The sequence below is a fragment of the Rouxiella sp. S1S-2 genome (assembly GCF_009208105.1).
GTDB lineage: Bacteria > Pseudomonadota > Gammaproteobacteria > Enterobacterales > Enterobacteriaceae > Rouxiella.
The window spans coordinates 2,773,724-2,791,318 of record NZ_WFKL01000001.1 but is presented as its reverse complement, the minus strand read 5'-3'; the positions used below and the strand labels follow the sequence as shown (position 1 = coordinate 2,791,318).

General features: G+C 50.2%; 17 protein-coding genes. 6 read left to right on the top strand and 11 right to left on the bottom strand.

What is annotated here, in order from left to right; genetic code table 11:
- Nucleotides 1–84: 84 nt before the first annotated feature.
- Together tus and GA565_RS13050 are read right to left on the bottom strand one after the other, a co-directional pair.
- On the bottom strand, nucleotides 85–1,020 hold the full coding sequence (gene tus, locus GA565_RS13055) for a DNA replication terminus site-binding protein (protein WP_152198808.1): 936 nt from the start codon (nucleotides 1,018–1,020) through the stop codon (nucleotides 85–87).
- Between the two features lie 283 nt (nucleotides 1,021–1,303).
- Nucleotides 1,304–2,542, bottom strand: coding sequence for an MFS transporter (locus GA565_RS13050; protein ID WP_226951035.1), 1,239 nt, complete (start codon nucleotides 2,540–2,542; stop codon nucleotides 1,304–1,306).
- 191 nt (nucleotides 2,543–2,733) lie between these two features.
- Here GA565_RS13050 and GA565_RS13045 point away from each other — a divergent pair, with 191 nt between their 5' ends.
- On the top strand, nucleotides 2,734–3,636 hold the full coding sequence (locus GA565_RS13045; RefSeq protein ID WP_152198807.1) for a LysR substrate-binding domain-containing protein: 903 nt from the start codon (nucleotides 2,734–2,736) through the stop codon (nucleotides 3,634–3,636).
- A gap of 148 nt (nucleotides 3,637–3,784) precedes the next feature.
- Entirely contained in the window at nucleotides 3,785–5,002 is a 1,218-nt protein-coding gene (locus GA565_RS13040) for an ROK family transcriptional regulator (protein ID WP_152198806.1), read from the top strand.
- Between the two features lie 45 nt (nucleotides 5,003–5,047).
- Here the strand turns inward: GA565_RS13040 and GA565_RS13035 are convergent, their stop codons facing one another.
- Nucleotides 5,048–5,665, bottom strand: a complete 618-nt coding sequence (locus GA565_RS13035) for a LysE family translocator (protein WP_152198805.1) — start codon at nucleotides 5,663–5,665, stop codon at nucleotides 5,048–5,050.
- 216 nt (nucleotides 5,666–5,881) lie between these two features.
- Here GA565_RS13035 and bioD point away from each other — a divergent pair, with 216 nt between their 5' ends.
- From bioD to GA565_RS13020, 3 genes are all read left to right on the top strand, one after another.
- The gene (bioD, locus tag GA565_RS13030) at nucleotides 5,882–6,586 is read left to right on the top strand and encodes a dethiobiotin synthase (protein ID WP_152198804.1); all 705 of its coding nucleotides are present in this window, start codon (nucleotides 5,882–5,884) and stop codon (nucleotides 6,584–6,586) included.
- Nucleotides 6,587–6,868: 282 nt separating this feature from the next.
- Nucleotides 6,869–8,326 (top strand): MDR family MFS transporter, encoded by a 1,458-nt coding sequence (locus tag GA565_RS13025; RefSeq protein WP_255474470.1) that lies wholly within the window; start codon nucleotides 6,869–6,871, stop codon nucleotides 8,324–8,326.
- Between the two features lie 51 nt (nucleotides 8,327–8,377).
- The gene (locus tag GA565_RS13020) at nucleotides 8,378–9,901 is read left to right on the top strand and encodes a glucosyltransferase domain-containing protein (protein WP_152198802.1); all 1,524 of its coding nucleotides are present in this window, start codon (nucleotides 8,378–8,380) and stop codon (nucleotides 9,899–9,901) included.
- A 90-nt stretch (nucleotides 9,902–9,991) separates the two neighbouring features.
- On the opposite strand, the gene GA565_RS13015 is transcribed toward GA565_RS13020, so the two are convergent.
- Both GA565_RS13015 and GA565_RS13010 read right to left on the bottom strand, forming a co-directional pair.
- A complete protein-coding gene (locus GA565_RS13015) occupies nucleotides 9,992–10,291 on the bottom strand; it encodes a DUF1161 domain-containing protein (RefSeq protein ID WP_152198801.1) in 300 nt (99 codons plus the stop codon).
- A 101-nt stretch (nucleotides 10,292–10,392) separates the two neighbouring features.
- Nucleotides 10,393–10,761 carry a DUF1283 family protein gene (locus GA565_RS13010; protein WP_152198800.1) on the bottom strand — a complete coding sequence of 123 codons (369 nt, stop codon included), beginning with the start codon at nucleotides 10,759–10,761 and terminating at the stop codon, nucleotides 10,393–10,395.
- Nucleotides 10,762–10,891: 130 nt separating this feature from the next.
- Between GA565_RS13010 and GA565_RS13005 the strand changes: the two genes are divergently transcribed.
- Nucleotides 10,892–11,218: a YnfA family protein gene (locus tag GA565_RS13005; RefSeq protein ID WP_152198799.1), complete on the top strand. Its 327-nt coding sequence runs from the start codon at nucleotides 10,892–10,894 to the stop codon at nucleotides 11,216–11,218.
- Nucleotides 11,219–11,284: 66 nt separating this feature from the next.
- On the opposite strand, the gene ydfG is transcribed toward GA565_RS13005, so the two are convergent.
- From ydfG to GA565_RS12975, 6 genes are all read right to left on the bottom strand, one after another.
- Nucleotides 11,285–12,034: a bifunctional NADP-dependent 3-hydroxy acid dehydrogenase/3-hydroxypropionate dehydrogenase YdfG gene (gene ydfG, locus GA565_RS13000; protein ID WP_152198798.1), complete on the bottom strand. Its 750-nt coding sequence runs from the start codon at nucleotides 12,032–12,034 to the stop codon at nucleotides 11,285–11,287.
- Nucleotides 12,035–12,152: 118 nt separating this feature from the next.
- Nucleotides 12,153–13,574, bottom strand: a complete 1,422-nt coding sequence (locus tag GA565_RS12995) for an MFS transporter (RefSeq protein ID WP_226950964.1) — start codon at nucleotides 13,572–13,574, stop codon at nucleotides 12,153–12,155.
- Nucleotides 13,575–13,767: 193 nt separating this feature from the next.
- Entirely contained in the window at nucleotides 13,768–14,856 is a 1,089-nt protein-coding gene (locus GA565_RS12990; RefSeq protein WP_152198796.1) for an ABC transporter ATP-binding protein, read from the bottom strand.
- Nucleotides 14,857–15,825 (bottom strand): carbohydrate kinase family protein, encoded by a 969-nt coding sequence (locus tag GA565_RS12985; protein WP_152198795.1) that lies wholly within the window; start codon nucleotides 15,823–15,825, stop codon nucleotides 14,857–14,859.
- A 29-nt stretch (nucleotides 15,826–15,854) separates the two neighbouring features.
- Entirely contained in the window at nucleotides 15,855–16,694 is an 840-nt protein-coding gene (locus tag GA565_RS12980; RefSeq protein WP_152198794.1) for a carbohydrate ABC transporter permease, read from the bottom strand.
- Nucleotides 16,691–17,593 (bottom strand): carbohydrate ABC transporter permease, encoded by a 903-nt coding sequence (locus GA565_RS12975; protein ID WP_152198793.1) that lies wholly within the window; start codon nucleotides 17,591–17,593, stop codon nucleotides 16,691–16,693. The genes GA565_RS12980 and GA565_RS12975 overlap by 4 nt, the downstream gene beginning before the upstream one ends.
- Nucleotides 17,594–17,595 lie beyond the last annotated feature (2 nt).

Below are 17,595 nucleotides of genomic sequence, written 5' to 3'. Positions count from 1 at the left end.
TTTTTATAAGTTTATAAAAAATTAGCTTATAAGACATTGCTTTACTCACAGCTCTGCCTCTCAACAGGCAGAGCTTTTTTTGCTTTAAATCGGCTGATCGGTATAAAGATGCAGGCGTTTAATCAACAGATTTAATGCCTGAGACTCCGGCTTGTATTTATGCTTAACCGCACCAGCGTCGTAGTTTGGCAGTTCACCAAGCTTGGGAATTTGCATCACCGGGCCGCGTGGACAAAGCGCAATAAAGGGTGAAGGGCAGGGATGTTGCACCTGTTTTTGGCTATTTCGATACCATACGCGCGCAATCGGCTGTACTTTGACCGGTCGTTTTATTTTTAAAATGGCATGTGCGGGCAGCCTCTGCACGTCATTTATCTCTCGAGTCACGTTCGCCATCCACTGTTCACGCGTGTAAGGCGGCACCGATCGGCCTGCGGCGAGGCTCTTTTCAAGCTGTGTTAGCAATTCATCGCGACTCAGATTCTTAATAATGTGCTTATTAGCCCAGCCGAACCTGACGGAGTCCGGTTCCAGCAGATAGCCAATCGATCGGTAGGCATTTAGGGTGATCAGACCGCGCAGCTGACTGTGTACAAAATCAAAGCGTTGATCGGCAGGTAAACCGGACTCCACGGTAACAATGTGTTCAAGTTCACTCTTGAGCTTATTAACTTCCTGTATCAATAGCTGAGCCGCCTGATACTCGGCCTGATCGACCGCATAGCACAGTACGCCAGGAAGCCTGACAGCTGATTTACTGCTGATATTCAAACCGTTATGATGGATAAACAATTTTTGAAAATGCTGCAAAGCCATCTGGTGGGCAGCCTCATCCTGATGAGCGGTAACCTCGATTATCGAGGCAGGATTGTGCTCGTTACCTTTTTCAATATCAGGAAGAGAAAATACCCTTGCCTGCAGTAATTCCAGTTGATTAAGAAAGCGAGCCAAGTCCGCCGTCGACAGTTCCAACTCCTTAAAACACTCGTTTAAGCGCAATTTCAAATCGTAGCTCGCCATTACCCCTCCAATTAGTTACAACATACAATATAGTACAGTAACCTTGATGGTGCACACTTATGCTTCTGAGTAAAAATGATGTTTGCCATAAGCATCAACCAACACAACTTAGTTACAACATGCATTTTGTGGTTAATAAAATGCCGTGCGCACCTCAGCGTCTAAGCTTGATTCGCTGAGTAAAACAGTAGGGGATTTGAACGTGAAGCGAGGTGGGTTGTGGGGAAAAGGTTGCGTGACATAATTTACGCGACTCAACCCTTTTAGCACTCTGTGAGACATTTCAACTGCGGATAATGCGAGATTCAGGCAGTTTCATAAGCCGATACCCAATTGCTATCGCAATGACCAGCATTACGCAAATATAGCCAGTGATCCCTGTCCAAGAGAATTTATTCCAGAAAACACCGCCTAAAGTCCCCGCGACGCTAGAACCTGCGTAGTAGCAAAATAAGTAAAGCGATGACGCCTGACCTTTGGCTCGGCGGGCACGTTTGCCAATCCAGCCGCTTGCTACCGAGTGAGCGGCAAAGAATCCCGCCGTAACCATCGCCATGCCAATAAACACTAACCAAACCGAAGTGAAAGCGGTGATCAATATTCCGACCAGCATCATAACCAATGCACCTATCAGGATAGGTCCGCGGCCATAGACAGCGGTCAATGCACCGGCTTTAGGTGAGCTATAGGTTCCCATCAGATAAGCAATCGATAGAATACCGACCAGCGCCTGACTAAGATGATAAGGCGCGCCAAGCAGTCGATAACCAATGTAGTTGAACATGGTCACGAAGCTGCCCATCAAGAGAAATCCCTCGGCAAACAGTAGGGGAAGCCCGCTGTCACGCCAGTGAATTTTGAAATTTATTACCAGCTTGCGCGGGCTCAGTGAACTGGCTCGAAAATGACGAGAGGCGGGGAGTATTTTCCAAAACATGCTGGCAGAGAGCAGGGCTAACACGCCGATAAAGGCAATAGCGATGCGCCAGGAAACAAAATCGGTAAGTACGCCGGTCACCAGACGACCGCTCATACCGCCTATTGAATTGCCACTAATGTAAAGCCCCATTGAGAAGGCTACCACGCTAGGGTGTATCTCTTCACTTAGGTAAGTCATGGCAACGGCAGCAACGCCGCTTAAAGACAAGCCAACCAATGCGCGCATCACCAAAATAGCGTGCCAACTGGTCATCACTGAGCAGATTAGCGTACAAACGGCGGCCAGCATCAGGCCTACAACCATTACATTTTTGCGTCCGACTGCATCCGATATAGGGCCGGTGAACAGTAAACCGATTGCCATCAGGCCTGTTGCCGCAGAAAGTGAAAGGCTGCTGGCTGCCGGTGATACGCCAAAGTCCTGCGAGAGCACGGGCATTATCGGTTGGACACAGTAAAGCAGGGCGAAGGTTGCCAAACCAGCCGAGAACAAAGCCAGCGTCACGCGAATAAACTGTGGTGTACCACGTTTAATGAACAGGTCTTTTTCTTGCGGCGATACGTGCGGAGTTGAACCTTGCAGTTCGTCATCATTTACCGATTGGCCAGCCGCGTGAGTAACGGACTGCCGACGCGTGATGTTCACTTTTAATCCTTAGTAAAATACTTTGAAACTATAACGGAGGTGTTAAAAAATTTTACTCAGGTTTGAATACTTTTTCTAATATATTAATTACTACAGTTTGATACTTTAAAGATATCAATGGAGATTATGTGAATAATATTGAACTAAGGCATCTGCGCTATTTTATTGCCGTGGCCGAGGAGCTCCATTTTGGCCGTGCCGCGGAGAAGCTCAACATGTCTCAACCCCCCTTGAGTCAGCAAATTCAGTCGCTCGAATTGCAAATTGGCGCCGTTTTGCTTTTGCGTAATAATCGCAGCGTGCGACTCACTCAGGCCGGAGAAATGTTTCTGAAAGAGGCTAAGGCTATTGTCGATAAAGTACATGACATCTCGGAACAGGCTGCGAGGATCCATCGTGGTGAGGAAGGGAAATTGACCATTGGACTCACCTCGTCTGCGCCATTTCTTAAGAAAATATCGCGCACTTTTCAACGATTCCGTATGGCTCATCCCCAGGTTAATATCCGCATAGAAGAGTTAAACAGTCAGCAGCAGATGGCGCCGCTGGTTGCTGGCACGCTCGATCTCGGTGTTATGCGCAACGGCGTATTGCCAGACGTGCTACAGCACCACATGCTCAGGTCAGAACCTCTTGTTGCAGTAGTCCCCGCGGATCACCCGCTGACAAAACTCCCTATGGGTGAACTAACTTTTAGTCATTTGGCCGATCAGCCGTTCGTCTTCTTCTCAAAAGATGTGGGCACGTCATTATATGACGATATTCTTCATCGCCTTGCTCAGGCAGGCATCACGCCTTTTATCACGCAAGAAGTCGGGGAAGCGCTAACCATTATCGGCCTTATTTCGGCCGGTTTAGGGGTTTCAATCCTGCCTGCTTCCTATAAAAGGATCCAGGTTGACGGTGTAAAATATCTTTCGTTTAAAGATGAGCAGGTTAATACGCAAGTATGGTTAGTCAGCCATCGGCACCGGCCACTTTCTGCGCCTGCCTTGGCGCTGGCAAAAATGATGATGGAGGAGGGCGATTAAAGGGGAAATGCTGAAATTTACTGCGTTGGCAAAGGGATTGTGTGCTCTAAATCACATATCGAATCAAATAGTTGAAGATAAATGACAAAAGCCACAACATAACCTTTAATATTTATTTCGAAGCGCGAAAAATAACGAGGCAAGTTGAGTGATAGTGGAAGGCCAGCCGGGACACATCGACCAAATCAAGCAGATTAATGCCGGTACAGTCTACCGACTAATAGACCAGTTTGGTCCAATTTCCCGCATCGAACTCTCCAAGAAGGCGCAGCTCGCTCCGGCCAGTATCACCAAAATTGTTCGCGAGCTTTTGCAGGCGCATTTAGTTCAGGAAACTGAATATCAAGAGCCTGGCAGCAGAGGCCGTCCCGCGGTGGGGCTTATTCTGGACACACAGGCATGGCATTACCTTTCTGCACGCATCAGTCTGGGCACACTTACCCTAAGCCTGCGAGACCTGAGCAGTCAATTGGTCGTTGAAGACATCGTACCTCTCCCCGCCGAAGACTCCGTGCCTTTCCTGGACCGCATTGTTGCACACATCGACAGCTTCTTTATTCGCCATCAGCGCAAACTTGAGCGCCTCACCGCCATGGCGATAACATTGCCGGGCATGATTGACGCACCGCGTGGCATTATTCAGAAAATGCCTTTCTATCCCGTAGAATCAGTGCCACTGGGACCCGTGTTGGCCGAACGCAGCGGGCTGCCGGTGTTTATTCAGCATGACATTGCAGCATGGACCAAAGCTGAATCGTTGTATGGTGCATCGCGGGGCTTTCGCAACGTTATTCAGGTGGTTATTGACGATAACGTCGGCGCAGGTGTTATCACCGGCGGTCAAATATTACACGGCAATACTAGCAGCGTGGTGGAGATTGGGCACACTCAAGTCGATCCCTACGGTAAACGCTGTTACTGCGGCAATCACGGGTGTCTTGAGACTCTTGCCAGCATTGATAATATCCTCGAACTTGTTCGTCAGCGACTTGCCGTGGCCAATAACTCACTGCTGAATTCGCAGCCCATTTCGGTAGAAAATTTATGCGATGCAGCTAACCGCGGTGATGCTCTGGCGCGCGACGTTATCATCGGCGTGGGGCAGAACGTGGGCAGAATTCTGGCGATTATGGTTAACCTGTTTAATCCAGAAAAAGTTTTGATCGGCTCACCGTTGAATCAAGCAAAATCTATACTGCATCCGGCGATTATGTCCTGTATTCAACAGCAGTGCTTACCCGCTTACAGCGAGAATATTCAAATGGAATCTACCCAGTTCTTTAACCACGGAACTATGCCCGGCGCTGCGTTAGTAAAAGATGCAATGTATAACGGTTCACTTCTGGTTAAGCTGTTACAAGGTTAGATATCTGTTGTAAGAGCAGCTTCCCAAAGTTAAGTCTTCGAAAATTTATCTCACGATCTGCCTAATACCCATTAACACGATCACGCTGCCGCAGAAGCGGTCTATGACTTTTTTTGCTCGTCGATAGGCGGTGGAAATGGCAGGCAATGAAAGCATAATGGCGACAGAACCATACCACAGCGTAGCGACAATGCCGACGACTGCCAGCATCGAAATAAAGGTTCCTGAAGAGACGTGAGCAGGGGCTGCGGTTGAAAAAATGGCCGCATAGAACGCCATTGACTTTGGATTGCCGATATTCGTAATAACACCTTGAACAAATGATTGTCTGAAATTATCAGCCACTGCCTTATTATTTAAAACAGCTGACGTGTTTCCCGCATTAATAATGAGTCGCGAACCAAACCAGATTAAATATCCCGCCCCCAGTATTTTTACAACCAGCGCAACCCACGGAAATGCAGCAAAAACGATACCAATTCCTGCAATAGCACAGCTGGCCCAGAATATATTAACCACAACAATCCCGGCAACCAGTGCGAGTGCTGACGCCCGTGTAGAAGCTACGGCCTTGTGCACCACGGCAACAAAATTAGGACCCGGGATCACAACGCCGGCGAGGTAAATGGCAAGAACAGTAAACACCGCATGAGTATCGACCATAACGACCTTAAAAGAGAGTGACTATAATAGTGATTGGGTATTTTGCTGTTATACCACAACAAAACCTTAACTCGACAAAACATTGCGCTAACGCAAGTTGCTCTCTTTAACAATCACCTAGAATTTATGCATATTTGGTCATTTAAAATACACATTTGCCGCTTTCTCCCAAGGCGATTAATTATTAAGTGGAGTCATTCTGGAGTAAACTGGACTATGTTAACGCACTTTTTTGTAACGGGTACGGATTCCCGTGTAGGTAAAACCATTGTTTCTCGCGCTCTTTTACAGGCTATGTCAGCGCAGGGAAAAATTGTGCTAGGTTATAAACCTATTGCAACCGGTAGTCAGGAATTGGCGGATGGTGTACGTAATAAAGATGCGGTAACCCTACAAAAATCCTCCTCGATATCCTACCCGCTAGCAAAAATAACCCCTTTTGCCTTATCCGATGAGGACATTTTCACCAGCGAACTGCCGCTAGACCTCTTTGAACAGATAACGGCAGGCCTCCAGTTTATGCGTCTCGAGGCCGATACTGTAGTGGTCGAAGGCTGTGACGGATGGCGAACGCTCATCACCCCAGGGCAGTCCTACTCTGAATGGGTGGTGCAAACCCGAATGCCGGTTGTTTTAGTGGTGGGCATTCAGGAAGGCTGCGTGAGTCAGGCATTAATGGCGGCGCAGTCTATTATTGCTGATGGCGTTCACCTTCTAGGATGGGTTGCCAATAGAATTAATCCCTGCCTGGCACATTATGGCGAAACAATTGCCGCTATTAGGCAAAATATTGCGGCTCCCTTGTTAGGTGAAATACCTTATCTGCCACGCGCCGAGTCGCGCGAAATGGCCAAATTTCTCGACCTGTCTCCCTTGGTCGGTCAATCGTCCTTAGTGGCGGCTGCGTCTAGCCATAAATAAATAGTTCTTAAACGAGCAGAACGGCCGGAGGAGCTTATTCCTGTGGCCTTTTGGTTGACTTATCCTATGTCACTTACTGTGCTACGGCACAAGGTGATACATTAGCTACCTGTCCGTAACTCGTCTTTCAATACAAATAAATTCGATATTTATTTCTAATAAATTGCCTGGTTCTCTCTCCCAAATTGATACGATAAGCGCGAATCGCGTCATAGGTCGCTGATATACTGACCTGCAGAACAAAACAGGAGAAAGACCATCGCTACTAACACCTTACCTGACATCCACGTCGACAGCCGTCACCGTCCCTTAGTCCTTACTGCCTGCATGCTGTCAATGTTTATGGCAGCGGTCGAAGTGACCATTGTTGCCACCGCGATGCCAAGTATTATTGCCGAACTTGGTGGTTTTTCGCTGCTTGGCTGGGTGTTCGCCATTTATTTGCTGACCCAGGCTATCACTGTGCCGATCTACGGCCGATTGGCGGACCTTTATGGCTGCAGAAAAATGTTTTTTATCGGCACGTTTCTTTTTCTGAGCGGCTCCGTGCTGTGTGGATTCGCGCCCTCATTGGTGTGGATGATTGCCTTTCGCGCGTTGCAGGGGTTAGGTGCCGGGGCTATTACTCCGGTGGCAACGACGCTGATTGCCAACATTTATGGTCCTCATGAGCGAGCAAAAGCACAGGGGTATCTTGCCAGCGTGTGGGGCGTTTCTGCGATTATTGGCCCGCTGTTGGGCGCGTTTATCGTGCAGCATTTTCACTGGTCGATTGTATTCTGGATTAATCTCCCCATTGGCGTTGTCGCGATGATCATTTTGGCGCGCTACTTACCCGCTGAAGAGGCCAAAAAACAGCACGCGCTGGATATGGCAGGCACGGTTTTGCTTTCAACCGCTGTCGCCGCGTTACTGCTTGCGCTGCTGCAGGCAGAGACTTTTGGCTATTACTCGCTGCTGCTGGTTGGTGTTGCATTGCTTGCAACACTGCTGCTCATTCGCCAAGAGCGCAGGTCGCCAGAACCGCTATTCCCTTTATCGTTGTGGCAAAACAAAGTCGTGGTCGCGGGTAATATTGGCGGATTAGTCATTGGTGCCAGCATGATGGGAATAAGCGCATTTCTACCCACTTATGTGCAGGGCGTTCTGGGTGGTTCACCGCTACAGGCAGGCACTACGCTGGCGCTGATGTCGATTGGCTGGCCTTTGGCCAGCACGCTTAGCGGCAATTTAATGCAGGCCACCTCGTATCGATTTACCGTCATGCTTGGTGCGCTGCTTTTAGTGGCGGGTAGCCTGTCGCTATTGATGTTAACGGCAGACTCAGGATTGGCGTGGGCGAGATGCGCTTCATTTATGATTGGAGCCGGGATGGGGCTGTGTAATACCACGTTTTTAGTCTCTGTGCAGAACTCGGTAGAAGCTTCGGTGCGCGGTATCGCAACCGCCTCTACACTGTTCACCCGTATGCTTGGCTCCGCGCTAGGTACGGCAATACTGGGAGCAACGCTGAATCTTAATTTGCAGCACCGCTTACCGGCGCTCCAAGACCCAGTACAGACGTTGATGGATAAACCGTTAAGGCAGCAATTATCCTCCCATCAACTGGGGCACATTATCGAACAAGTTTCGGCGTCACTGCATTGGGTATTTATTCTTGCGGCGGCAATATCGATATTCGCACTGGCTGCAGCACTGCTTATTCCAGCAGGCCAGCGGCCGGTGCAAAGCAAAAAGTAATTTCACTGGTTACCTCGGCCTTTTATCAAAAGCATTATCAGGAAGAAAAAAATGCACACCAGCCAGCCTATTATTAAGTTGGTAAGTCGTAATAGAAAAATATTGTTAACCTTTTTGGTGGGGATACTGGTCACCTTGCCTTTATTGACCCATAAAGTTTACTACCAGGATGATTATTATCGCATCATGGGGGGCAGTGGAAGTTATTGGCTCAGTAACGGCAGACCCATAACTTGGCTATTAAATGAGTTACTCAGATTCAGCTCAGTGATAAATGACGTTTCCCCGCTGCCGCTGCTGTTGGGACTGGGGTCTCTGGCGGTGGCCAGCGTCATTTATGTTGAAAAACTGGAGTTGCCCCTCAAGGGTTACTGGCCTTTGGTGCCAGCGCAGTTTATGACTCTCAATCCGTTTCTTGCGCAGTCGATGCTCTTCTCCTACGACTCGATGACGATGCTGCTTGCCGTCGCCTTAGCGTTGATTGCCAGTCTGTCGTTGAGTCTTTCTAGAATTAAACACGTACTGTTGACTACGGCGCTGCTGCTAATAACGATGATGACCTATCAGACAGGGTTAAATATTTATATCGGCTGCGTAGTTATAATGACGGTGAGCCTGTGGAGCCGACAACAAAACTCGCTCGGATTCTTAAGTGACAAGCTTTTTGCCTGTATTGCGGCGGTACTGATTTATAAACTTGTTATCGTTAACCTGCTGCCCACTGATGAATACAGTCTGCAACACAGTAAAATAGTGTCATTAGGCCCAGACATGGTGCCTATTCTTTCGCGCAATATAGTTCAATTCTTTGACCTGTATATGAGTGCTTTTCCAGGACTCAGAGTCTTGCTAATTGTTCTTCCATTGGCCATCTTATTCGTTGGATTGCTAAGACTATTTTTTTTAACAACTCTGCGTCGACCGGTCATCTCTGCCAGATTTAGGGTGGCCAGCGGTTTGTTGCTTTTAGCCGCACCGGTCGTTGTTATCGCCACCGTTTCAGGACTTTCAACAATTTTGGCGAGCCCGGTATTTGTTCCACGCGTCATTATTGCCTCCAGCTGCCTGTTTTTGTTCTGCTTCTACGTAAGTATTAAGGCATTCCCCTCGGTAAGCCGTTTTATGGCAGGCTTATACTGCGTGCCGCTACTCTATTTCATGGTGATGATGATCTCCTGCTTTAATACGGCAGTAAACACCCAGAGCTACACGGTAAACGTTATTCAACAGATTAAAGCCGACCTGTCACATATATCGCAGGATGAAGCCACCAGTCTCGCTTTTATCGGTCAACTTGGCCAATCGCCAGACGTCCAGCCGAGCCTGCGTGCTTTTCCGTTGATTGGTATTATTCAATTGCCCATGCTGGTCGAATCTTACTCGTGGGGCTATTACCCGCTGTTTTGGGGGCAAAATATTAGAATGGGGTTCAGCAATACCACGCCTGAGATGAAAGCTTTTAAGCCTGAACGTTATCTGGCTCAGAGTTGTGATTATCGTTTGTTTATTTACCAGAAAACGGCGGTGTTTGATTTACGTGACGGGTGCCCACCGGCAAGTGATGGCAGGCGTTAAGTGCTACACCAACCAAATCTGCGAAATATTGCATAAAAAAAGGGCCTAAGCGCTGTACGGCTTAGGCACTGCATTACATTTTAAAGATAATTATTGTGCTGCTGCGTCCTGACTGGTGCCGGTTTTCGGGTTTGAAGTGGTGTCATCAGAGCCGTCAGACGTTTTGCTATAGACGATTTTTTGCGTGTCGTTATCACAGTGGCCGACCACTTGACCACTGGCCTTATCGGCCTGATCATTGGCGACGATGTCGAGTTTAAAGCCGGACTCCGGCAACCCATTTGCCACAATTTTCTTGGTGATATCAGCTTTAACGCTGTCGCATGAGGCCATTGCAGCCAGTGGAGACAGCGTTAACAAAGCCAGTCCAATCACTAAAGTCTTTTTCATAATGACGTCCTTTTTAAAAAGATTGTATGCAAAGTTTAGCAGTGAACTGCAATCTTTTGACTACGGCAATCAACAACAACATCAATTAGCTAAAAAATAAATTATGGCGCCAGTAGCTGTGTGCCGGTACGGCGGTCCAGGCAGCGCTGGGTGGTAGGTTCCCAATAGGCATTCACATTCTGGCTGGCATTGCATCTATCGCGCAAGTCAACGGAACGGTCATACTTGGCATTATCTTTTTCCTGGCGATTGATTTTCTGATCGCGCAGTGTACGAGTGGCGTTCCATTGCTCTTTGCTTTGACGCGCTTCTTCATTGCTCATTGCATTATTGCCGTTACCACCAAACACACAGGTACCGCCTGCACAGTTGGTTTCGGCATGAGCGGCAACTTGCCAGGTACCTGACAGCACCAGCAAAGCGACAGGCAACATGCGGCGCAGCAATCGAGACATAACTGTTGTATTCATTAGCTCATCCTTATAGGTTTACACATCGCTAGCGCGATTACTGAAATTATACCACCCTGACTGCATACGTCACCTAAAGTCGGGAAGACGGTTTATATACGATTGAACTTACGGAGTCAGTCTTACCTTAATGTTTAAAACGACGCTGCTGTTTTTTGCCACTGCACTGGCCGAAATTATCGGCTGCTATCTGCCTTATCTTTGGTTACGAAGAGGGGGGGACATTTTGCTATTGCTGCCCGCGGCAGCAAGTCTGGCGCTTTTTGTCTGGTTACTGACCCTGCATCCGGCGGCCAGCGGGCGCGTGTATGCCGCCTATGGTGGCGTTTATGTGATGACCGCGCTGCTGTGGTTGCGATACGTTGATGGCGCTAAACTGGCCACCTCGGATTGGGTGGGTGCACTCGTTGCCTTGGCAGGCATGCTCATTATTATCTCCGGTTGGAAGTCCAACTGAGTCATTGATTTAAATAGAAAAGGGCACCTTACTAAGGCGCCCATTGTCGTACCACCCAAAGCAGCATTACGCGTCGCGGTGAACGCGCAGTCCCGCCAGTGATTGGCTGACCGGCATCATCTCGATTGAGTTAATGTTAACGTGTGCAGGCAGCGTAGAGGCCCAGAACACTGATTCAGCCACGTCTTCTGCGGTCAGCGGGTTGGTTTTATCATAAGTCTGACCGACCTTGGTATCGTCACCTTTAAAACGCACGTTCGAGAACTCGGTGCCGCCGCACAGGCCCGGTTCAATATTGGTGACGCGTACTTTAGTGCCAAACAGGTCGGTACGCAGGTTAAGGCTGAACTGACGCACAAACGCCTTTGTCGCGCCATAAACGTTACCGCCTGAATAAGGCCAGTTACCGGCGGTCGATCCAATATTGATTACGTGACCCACGTTGCGTTCAACCATTCCCGGCAACACGGCGCGAGTGACGTAGACCAAGCCTTTGGTATTGGTGTCGATCATGGTTTCCCAATCATCCAGTGACGCTTTGTCCGCTGTTTCCAACCCCAGCGCCAAACCGGCGTTGTTGACCAGCACATCAATGCTTTGCCATTCGGCGGGTAACGAGGCTATGGCCTGTTCGATTGAAGCGCGATCGGTAACGTCTAGCTGCGTCACATACAGCGCATCGCCCAGCTCCGCTTTCAAATCGGCTAAACGTTCTTTACGACGGCCCGTCGCGATTACCTGGTGTCCTGCATTAACAAATTTGCGTGCAATAGCGGCACCAAATCCGGCTGTTGCGCCGGTTACAAAAACGATCATCTCTGATTTCCTTAAAATAATAAGCCCTGCGCGCAGGGCAAAGATTACGACATAAGCTTGCAATTATTAATAACACAGAGTGGAGGAAAGCAGCTATCTCTCCTTCACCGTTGAAATATTACGAAGCGACTTTTTTCTTCTGGCGAATTTCATCACCGTCCTTGGCATTCAGCGTTAGACTGTCAAGCATGCCCAGCAGCGCGAAACATCCCACGATAATAAACGCCAGACGAAAACTACCCAGCGAGGTGCCACTGCTTACCACCGGTTCAAAGTGCTCGGCAACACGCAGCGCCAGCGCGCCAATGGCGATCCCCAGGCCCGAGGAGAGCTGTTGAGCGGTATTAAACAACGTATTGGCACCGCCCATTTGTGCACTAGGCACCTGCGAAAAAGCCAGCGTATTGATGGCGGTGAACTGCATAGAGCGGGTCATGCCGCTCACAAACAGCAAAACGAAGGTCAAACTCGTTGGCACCGACGGTGTCAGAAATGCACAGGCGAAAATGGTCAGCGCATTCAGAAATCCATTAACCACCAGAATGCTTCTAAACGGAAAACGGAACAGAATGGCTGAGGTAAAAGGCTTCATAGCCAAATTACCGGCAAATACCGACAGCACCAGCAAGCCGGCGTTAAAGGCACTCATACCGTAGCCGAGCTGGAACAATAACGGCAGTAAGAAGGGCAATGAACTAATCGCAATGCGGAACAGTGAACCGCCAATTATTGTTACGCCGTAACTTTTTATTTTCATCGCCACCATTGGCAGCAGTGGATGCACCGAATTTAATGAGTGTTTAACCGCCAAGACCCCAACCGCAAGGCTGCCAATTACGCAAAGCGAGGGCAGCCAGTAGCTTGCACCGCCTTTATTAAACAGATCCAGTCCAAACATTAACCCCAGACAAGCAACGCCGGTAAGGATGAAACCCGTCACGTCGAAGGGCACGCCTTTTTCACCTTTTTCATTAGGGATAAGTTTAATGCTTAACAACAGGGCAATGATACCGAGCGGCACATTGAGAATAAAAATCCAGTGCCACGAAGCATAGGTGGTGATAAATCCGCCCAGTGGCGGCCCGAGGATCGGTGCAACCAGACCCGGCCAGGTAATGGTGGCAATTGCCTTGATCAAATCACCCTTAGCGGTATTTCGCAGGACCACCAGCTTACCGACCGGCACCATCAAGGCACCAGAAAATCCTTGCAGCATACGGGCTGCGGTGAAAGTGGGCAGGCTGGTGCTCATCGCGCACAGCACGGAAGAGAGGGTAAATAAGATAATCGCCAGCGCGAAAATGGTCCGTGTTCCAAAACGATTGGCAATCCAGCCGCTGGCAGGAATGAACACCGTCAAGGTCAATATATAGGCCGAAACGCCGATGTTTAAGTCGATCGCATGCACGCCAAACGCTTCAGCCATCTTGGGCAGCGCGGTGACGATAACCGTGGCATCGAGGTTTTCCATAAAAATGGCGCCTGCGACGAGCAGTGGCAAACCATAACCGCCTGGAAGTGAAAGTTGTTTCATTGGCATAGCGCCTGAATATAAAGGAAAGCCCCTGACCTGAACATGAATAAGTCCCTGAATAATAGCTGTAATAGTGCTTAGCTTTTGCTTAATAGTGAAAAAAGAAAGACTGAAAATCAAGAGCTGAGCATAGCGCATCAGAGGAAGGGATCAACCGCTGGACTTTGGCATATCGTGTGATAAGTCCAGCGGCCGAGTTTTAGATTTCTTGTAAGCGACTCCCCGATGCGGCGTCAAACAGATGAACACCTTCGCTGCGGGCCTCGAGGCTCAGCGGGGCGTCGACGGTTACGCGCGCGCGACCCGCACACTGAACGTGCACCGGGAACCCACTCCAGTCGATATGCATCAGGCTGCTTTCGCCGGTCACCTCCAGCAGTCGCAGTGTGGCCGCGGGCTGGGTGCTGTGTTCGACAAGGTGGATGTCATGCGGCCGCAGACCCAGCGTAACGGGTTTACCCGCCGATTGCTGCGCACTTTGACGCCATTTTTCCGGCAGCGGGAACCACAAATTTTCACACTGTACGCCCTGCAGCCCATTCTTTTCGCTGAACGTGCCGTTGAAAAGATTCATCGGCGGAGAGCCGATAAAACGCGCCACAAAGGTGTTAACCGGGCGATCATAAATTTCCAGCGGATCGCCCTGCTGCACGATAAATCCGTCTTTCATCACCACGATACAGTCAGCCAGCGTCATGGCCTCAACTTGATCGTGAGTGACATAGACCGTGGTGGTACGAAACTGCTGATGCACCGATTTTATTTCAGCGCGCAGCTCCATTCTCAGCTGTGCATCCAGGTTCGATAACGGTTCATCAAATAGAAAAACCTTAGGACTGCGCACCAGCGCGCGTCCCATTGCTACACGCTGGCGCTGACCGCCGGAGAGATCTTTAGGCAGCCGCTTCAACAGGTGGTCGATCCCTAACACCTTGGCGGCTTGCAACACTTTTGTTTGCTGCTCGGCCTTAGGCACACGCTTCACCTGCATGTGAAACGCCATATTTTCGGCCACCGTCAGGTGCGGATACAGCGCATAACTTTGGAACACCATAGCGATGTCGCGGTCCGCGGGGTCGAGATTGTTGATCTGTTTGTTATCAAGCAAAATATCACCGTCAGACACCGACTCTAATCCCGCCAGTAGGCGCAGCAGGGTCGATTTACCGCATCCTGACGGTCCGACCAGCACGGTAAAACTGCCGTCATTAATCGTCAGGTCGAGAGGTTTAAGCACCTGCTGTTTGCCATAGTTCTTAGCGACTTTAACCAGTTCAACGCTTGCCATTTATTGTCCCTCCCGTGAGGTGACCGATGAGGATTGAGCGAAAAGTGTTTGCCAGTCGGGGTACTGACGCGGTGAACTGCTAATAGCCGCGCTGGCAACGCGAATACCCCAGTGCAGTGCCGTTGCGCTGTCTAAACCGTAAACCAGCGCAGAAAGATAACCGGCGTTAAAACTATCGCCCGCACCAATGGTATCAACCACCTCAATAGATTCAGCCAAATCATAAATATGCCCCTCAGCCGACCAGCAGTGTGCACCGTCGGGACCGCACTTAATGATGCAGCTTGCACCGGCAGCCATTGCCGACAGCAATTTTTCAGCGGCGGCAGGCAGGCTGTCACAGCCGCTTAGACCCAAGGTTTCTACTTCGTTAAGCAGCAGGGCATCGCAGTAGATTAACCACGGTAAAATCTGCTCGCGTAGGGCGTCACTCCAGTCCTGTGGCGGCCAGCCAGTATCGACCGCGACCTGATAACCGCGATTTTTAAGCTCAGCCAGCAGTGCCGGATACTGTGTAAACAGTGCGGTACACAAAAAAGTGCCACACAGCAGTACCCAATCGCCAGGGCGGGCTACCTGCGGCAGCTGTTGCAGCACATCTTCCATACTCAGGCGAACTATATGCCCTTGATTACTAAAGAAGGTCCGCTCATGATCGGGGTGTGTCACGCCAAAGGTCAGCGAGGTTTCACAGGCGTACTGCGGCCACTGCGCCGCACTGGTTGAAAACATCTCCGCCAGCCAGGGCGTAAACTGGTCATTGCCCTGATTAGCAACCAAACGGTGGGGCGTATCCAGCGCCGCCAGCGCCAACGCGCAGTTTCCCGCCGATCCACCAGGGCGAAGAGAACTGCTTTCAAGCATGGCTTCTGTGCCTTTTTGCGGCCATTGGTCGAGCGTGCTCATGATTAAATCAACATTCAGGTTACCCACCACAAACAGCTGGGCCTGGGTTTCAGGTTTTTTCATACGACTCTCTGTTATCTGTGCGGGTAAACTTAGCCTTTACTGCCGCCGCTGGTTAAACCGCTAACCAACGTTTTTTGCAGCCACAGGGCAATAAATAGCGGAGGAACGGCGGCCAGAATACCGACTGCGGCAATCAGGCCGTCGTCCGTTGCGCGTCCGGCGGTAAAGCCAGCGATGGTAACTGGCAGCGTCTGGGCATCAATGTTGTTGGTAAATAGCAGCGCATAGAAGAATTCATCCCACGCCAGCAGCCAGCCAAACATCGCCGAAGCCCCGAGTGCAGGTTTGGCCAGAGGCAGGGTAATACGCAATAAAACCTGCCAATAGCGCAGCCCGTCCAGACGTGCGGCCTGTTCAATATCCAGCGGCAGTGAATCGAACTGGTTTTTGAGCATCCAGGTCAGAAACGGCAGGATCATCGAGCAATAGACCAGAATCAGGCCCAGGTGAGTGTTGAGCAAACTGATTTGTTCGAGAATAAAGTACAGCGGCAGCACAAAGGCCACCGGCGGCACCATATAAATCGCCAGACTGCCATAAAGCCAGCCGTCACGGCCCGGATAACGGGAGAAGCTAAACGCCGCCGGTATCGCCAGCAGCAGCGAAATGACCGTGGCTCCGCAGGCAACCAGCAAACTGTTTGCCAACGCGTGCAGGAACAACGCGCCGGGCTGACCGGCCTGCAGCGTGAGCAAACTGGCATAGCGGCTAAAGTCGAAATGCGGCGGGATCCACCTGAGCGGTATACGCGCCAGATCAGTGCTTGAACTGACACTCATCAAAAACAGCCACAGCATCGGCGCCAAAATGGTGACGGCAAGCAGCAGGGCGGCCAGATAGAGCAGCACAGTCCGGATTTGTTTTTTCATTCACTGGCTCCCTGTTTGCGCTGGCGCAGCAGCATCAGCATATAAACGGCAATCAACAGTGCGCAGATAAGGGTCATCAGCACTGCGTAGGCTGCACCGCTGCCTGCTCGCAAATAGCTGAAAGACTCTTGATAGACGAAAAAGCTGACCGTTTTGGTACTGTCCAACGGGCCGCCGCGGGTCATGACATAAATAATGTCGAAGACTTTAAAGGCGTCGATGGTGCGCAGTATAAGTGCCACCGCGAGCGGGGCCGCAATAGCAGGCAAAGTGATCGCACGAAAACGACGCCAGGCCGACGCGCCGTCGAGGCGAGCTGCTTCAAACAAATCCTCGGGAATGGTTTGCAGCGCGGCAAGCGTTAACAGGGTGACCAGCGGGTAGTTCTTCCAGATGTCTGCAAGCATGACGGCATTGATCGCCGAGTCAGGCGAGCCGAGCCAGCTGCGATAATGGTCAATAATGCCCAATTGAGTCAGCAAGGCATTAATGCTGCCATAGTCAGGGTTGAAATTAAGCCGCCACATGGTGGCATTGACGATGGTCGGCAGCGCCCACGGCAGAATAACCAGCACGCGCAGCGCACTGCGTCCCCAAAATTTCTGATTCAGCAGTAGCGCAACCAGAACCCCGATAATGCCTTCAAAAAACACCGACACGAAGGTGAAATAGAGCGTGCGCCAAAGGGCCGCCCGAAAATCAGGATCCGTCAGGGCATAAATAAAATTGTCTGACCCTACCCAGGCGGGTGAGGTACCGTCACCAATCAGTCCGGCATCGGTGAAGCTGAGCCAAAGGGTGCGGGCCAGCGGCCAGGCAGTTAGCAAAAACATCATCACCAGCATGGGTGCTAACAGCACCCATGCCTGACGACGCTCACGTTGTGGCAAACTGAGCATTG

Coding starts and splice junctions, on each gene's coding strand:
- GA565_RS12980 (WP_152198794.1), bottom strand. CDS start 16,694: ATGAAAAAACAAATCCGGACTGTGCTGCTCTATCTGGCCGCCCTGCTG.
- bioD (WP_152198804.1), top strand. CDS start 5,882: ATGTTAACGCACTTTTTTGTAACGGGTACGGATTCCCGTGTAGGTAAA.
- GA565_RS12990 (WP_152198796.1), bottom strand. CDS start 14,856: ATGGCAAGCGTTGAACTGGTTAAAGTCGCTAAGAACTATGGCAAACAG.
- ydfG (WP_152198798.1), bottom strand. CDS start 12,034: ATGATCGTTTTTGTAACCGGCGCAACAGCCGGATTTGGTGCCGCTATT.
- GA565_RS13035 (WP_152198805.1), bottom strand. CDS start 5,665: ATGGTCGATACTCATGCGGTGTTTACTGTTCTTGCCATTTACCTCGCC.
- tus (WP_152198808.1), bottom strand. CDS start 1,020: ATGGCGAGCTACGATTTGAAATTGCGCTTAAACGAGTGTTTTAAGGAG.
- GA565_RS13020 (WP_152198802.1), top strand. CDS start 8,378: ATGCACACCAGCCAGCCTATTATTAAGTTGGTAAGTCGTAATAGAAAA.
- GA565_RS13015 (WP_152198801.1), bottom strand. CDS start 10,291: ATGAAAAAGACTTTAGTGATTGGACTGGCTTTGTTAACGCTGTCTCCA.
- GA565_RS12975 (WP_152198793.1), bottom strand. CDS start 17,593: ATGCTCAGTTTGCCACAACGTGAGCGTCGTCAGGCATGGGTGCTGTTA.
- GA565_RS12985 (WP_152198795.1), bottom strand. CDS start 15,825: ATGAAAAAACCTGAAACCCAGGCCCAGCTGTTTGTGGTGGGTAACCTG.
- GA565_RS13010 (WP_152198800.1), bottom strand. CDS start 10,761: ATGAATACAACAGTTATGTCTCGATTGCTGCGCCGCATGTTGCCTGTC.
- GA565_RS13005 (WP_152198799.1), top strand. CDS start 10,892: ATGTTTAAAACGACGCTGCTGTTTTTTGCCACTGCACTGGCCGAAATT.
- GA565_RS12995 (WP_226950964.1), bottom strand. CDS start 13,574: ATGCCAATGAAACAACTTTCACTTCCAGGCGGTTATGGTTTGCCACTG.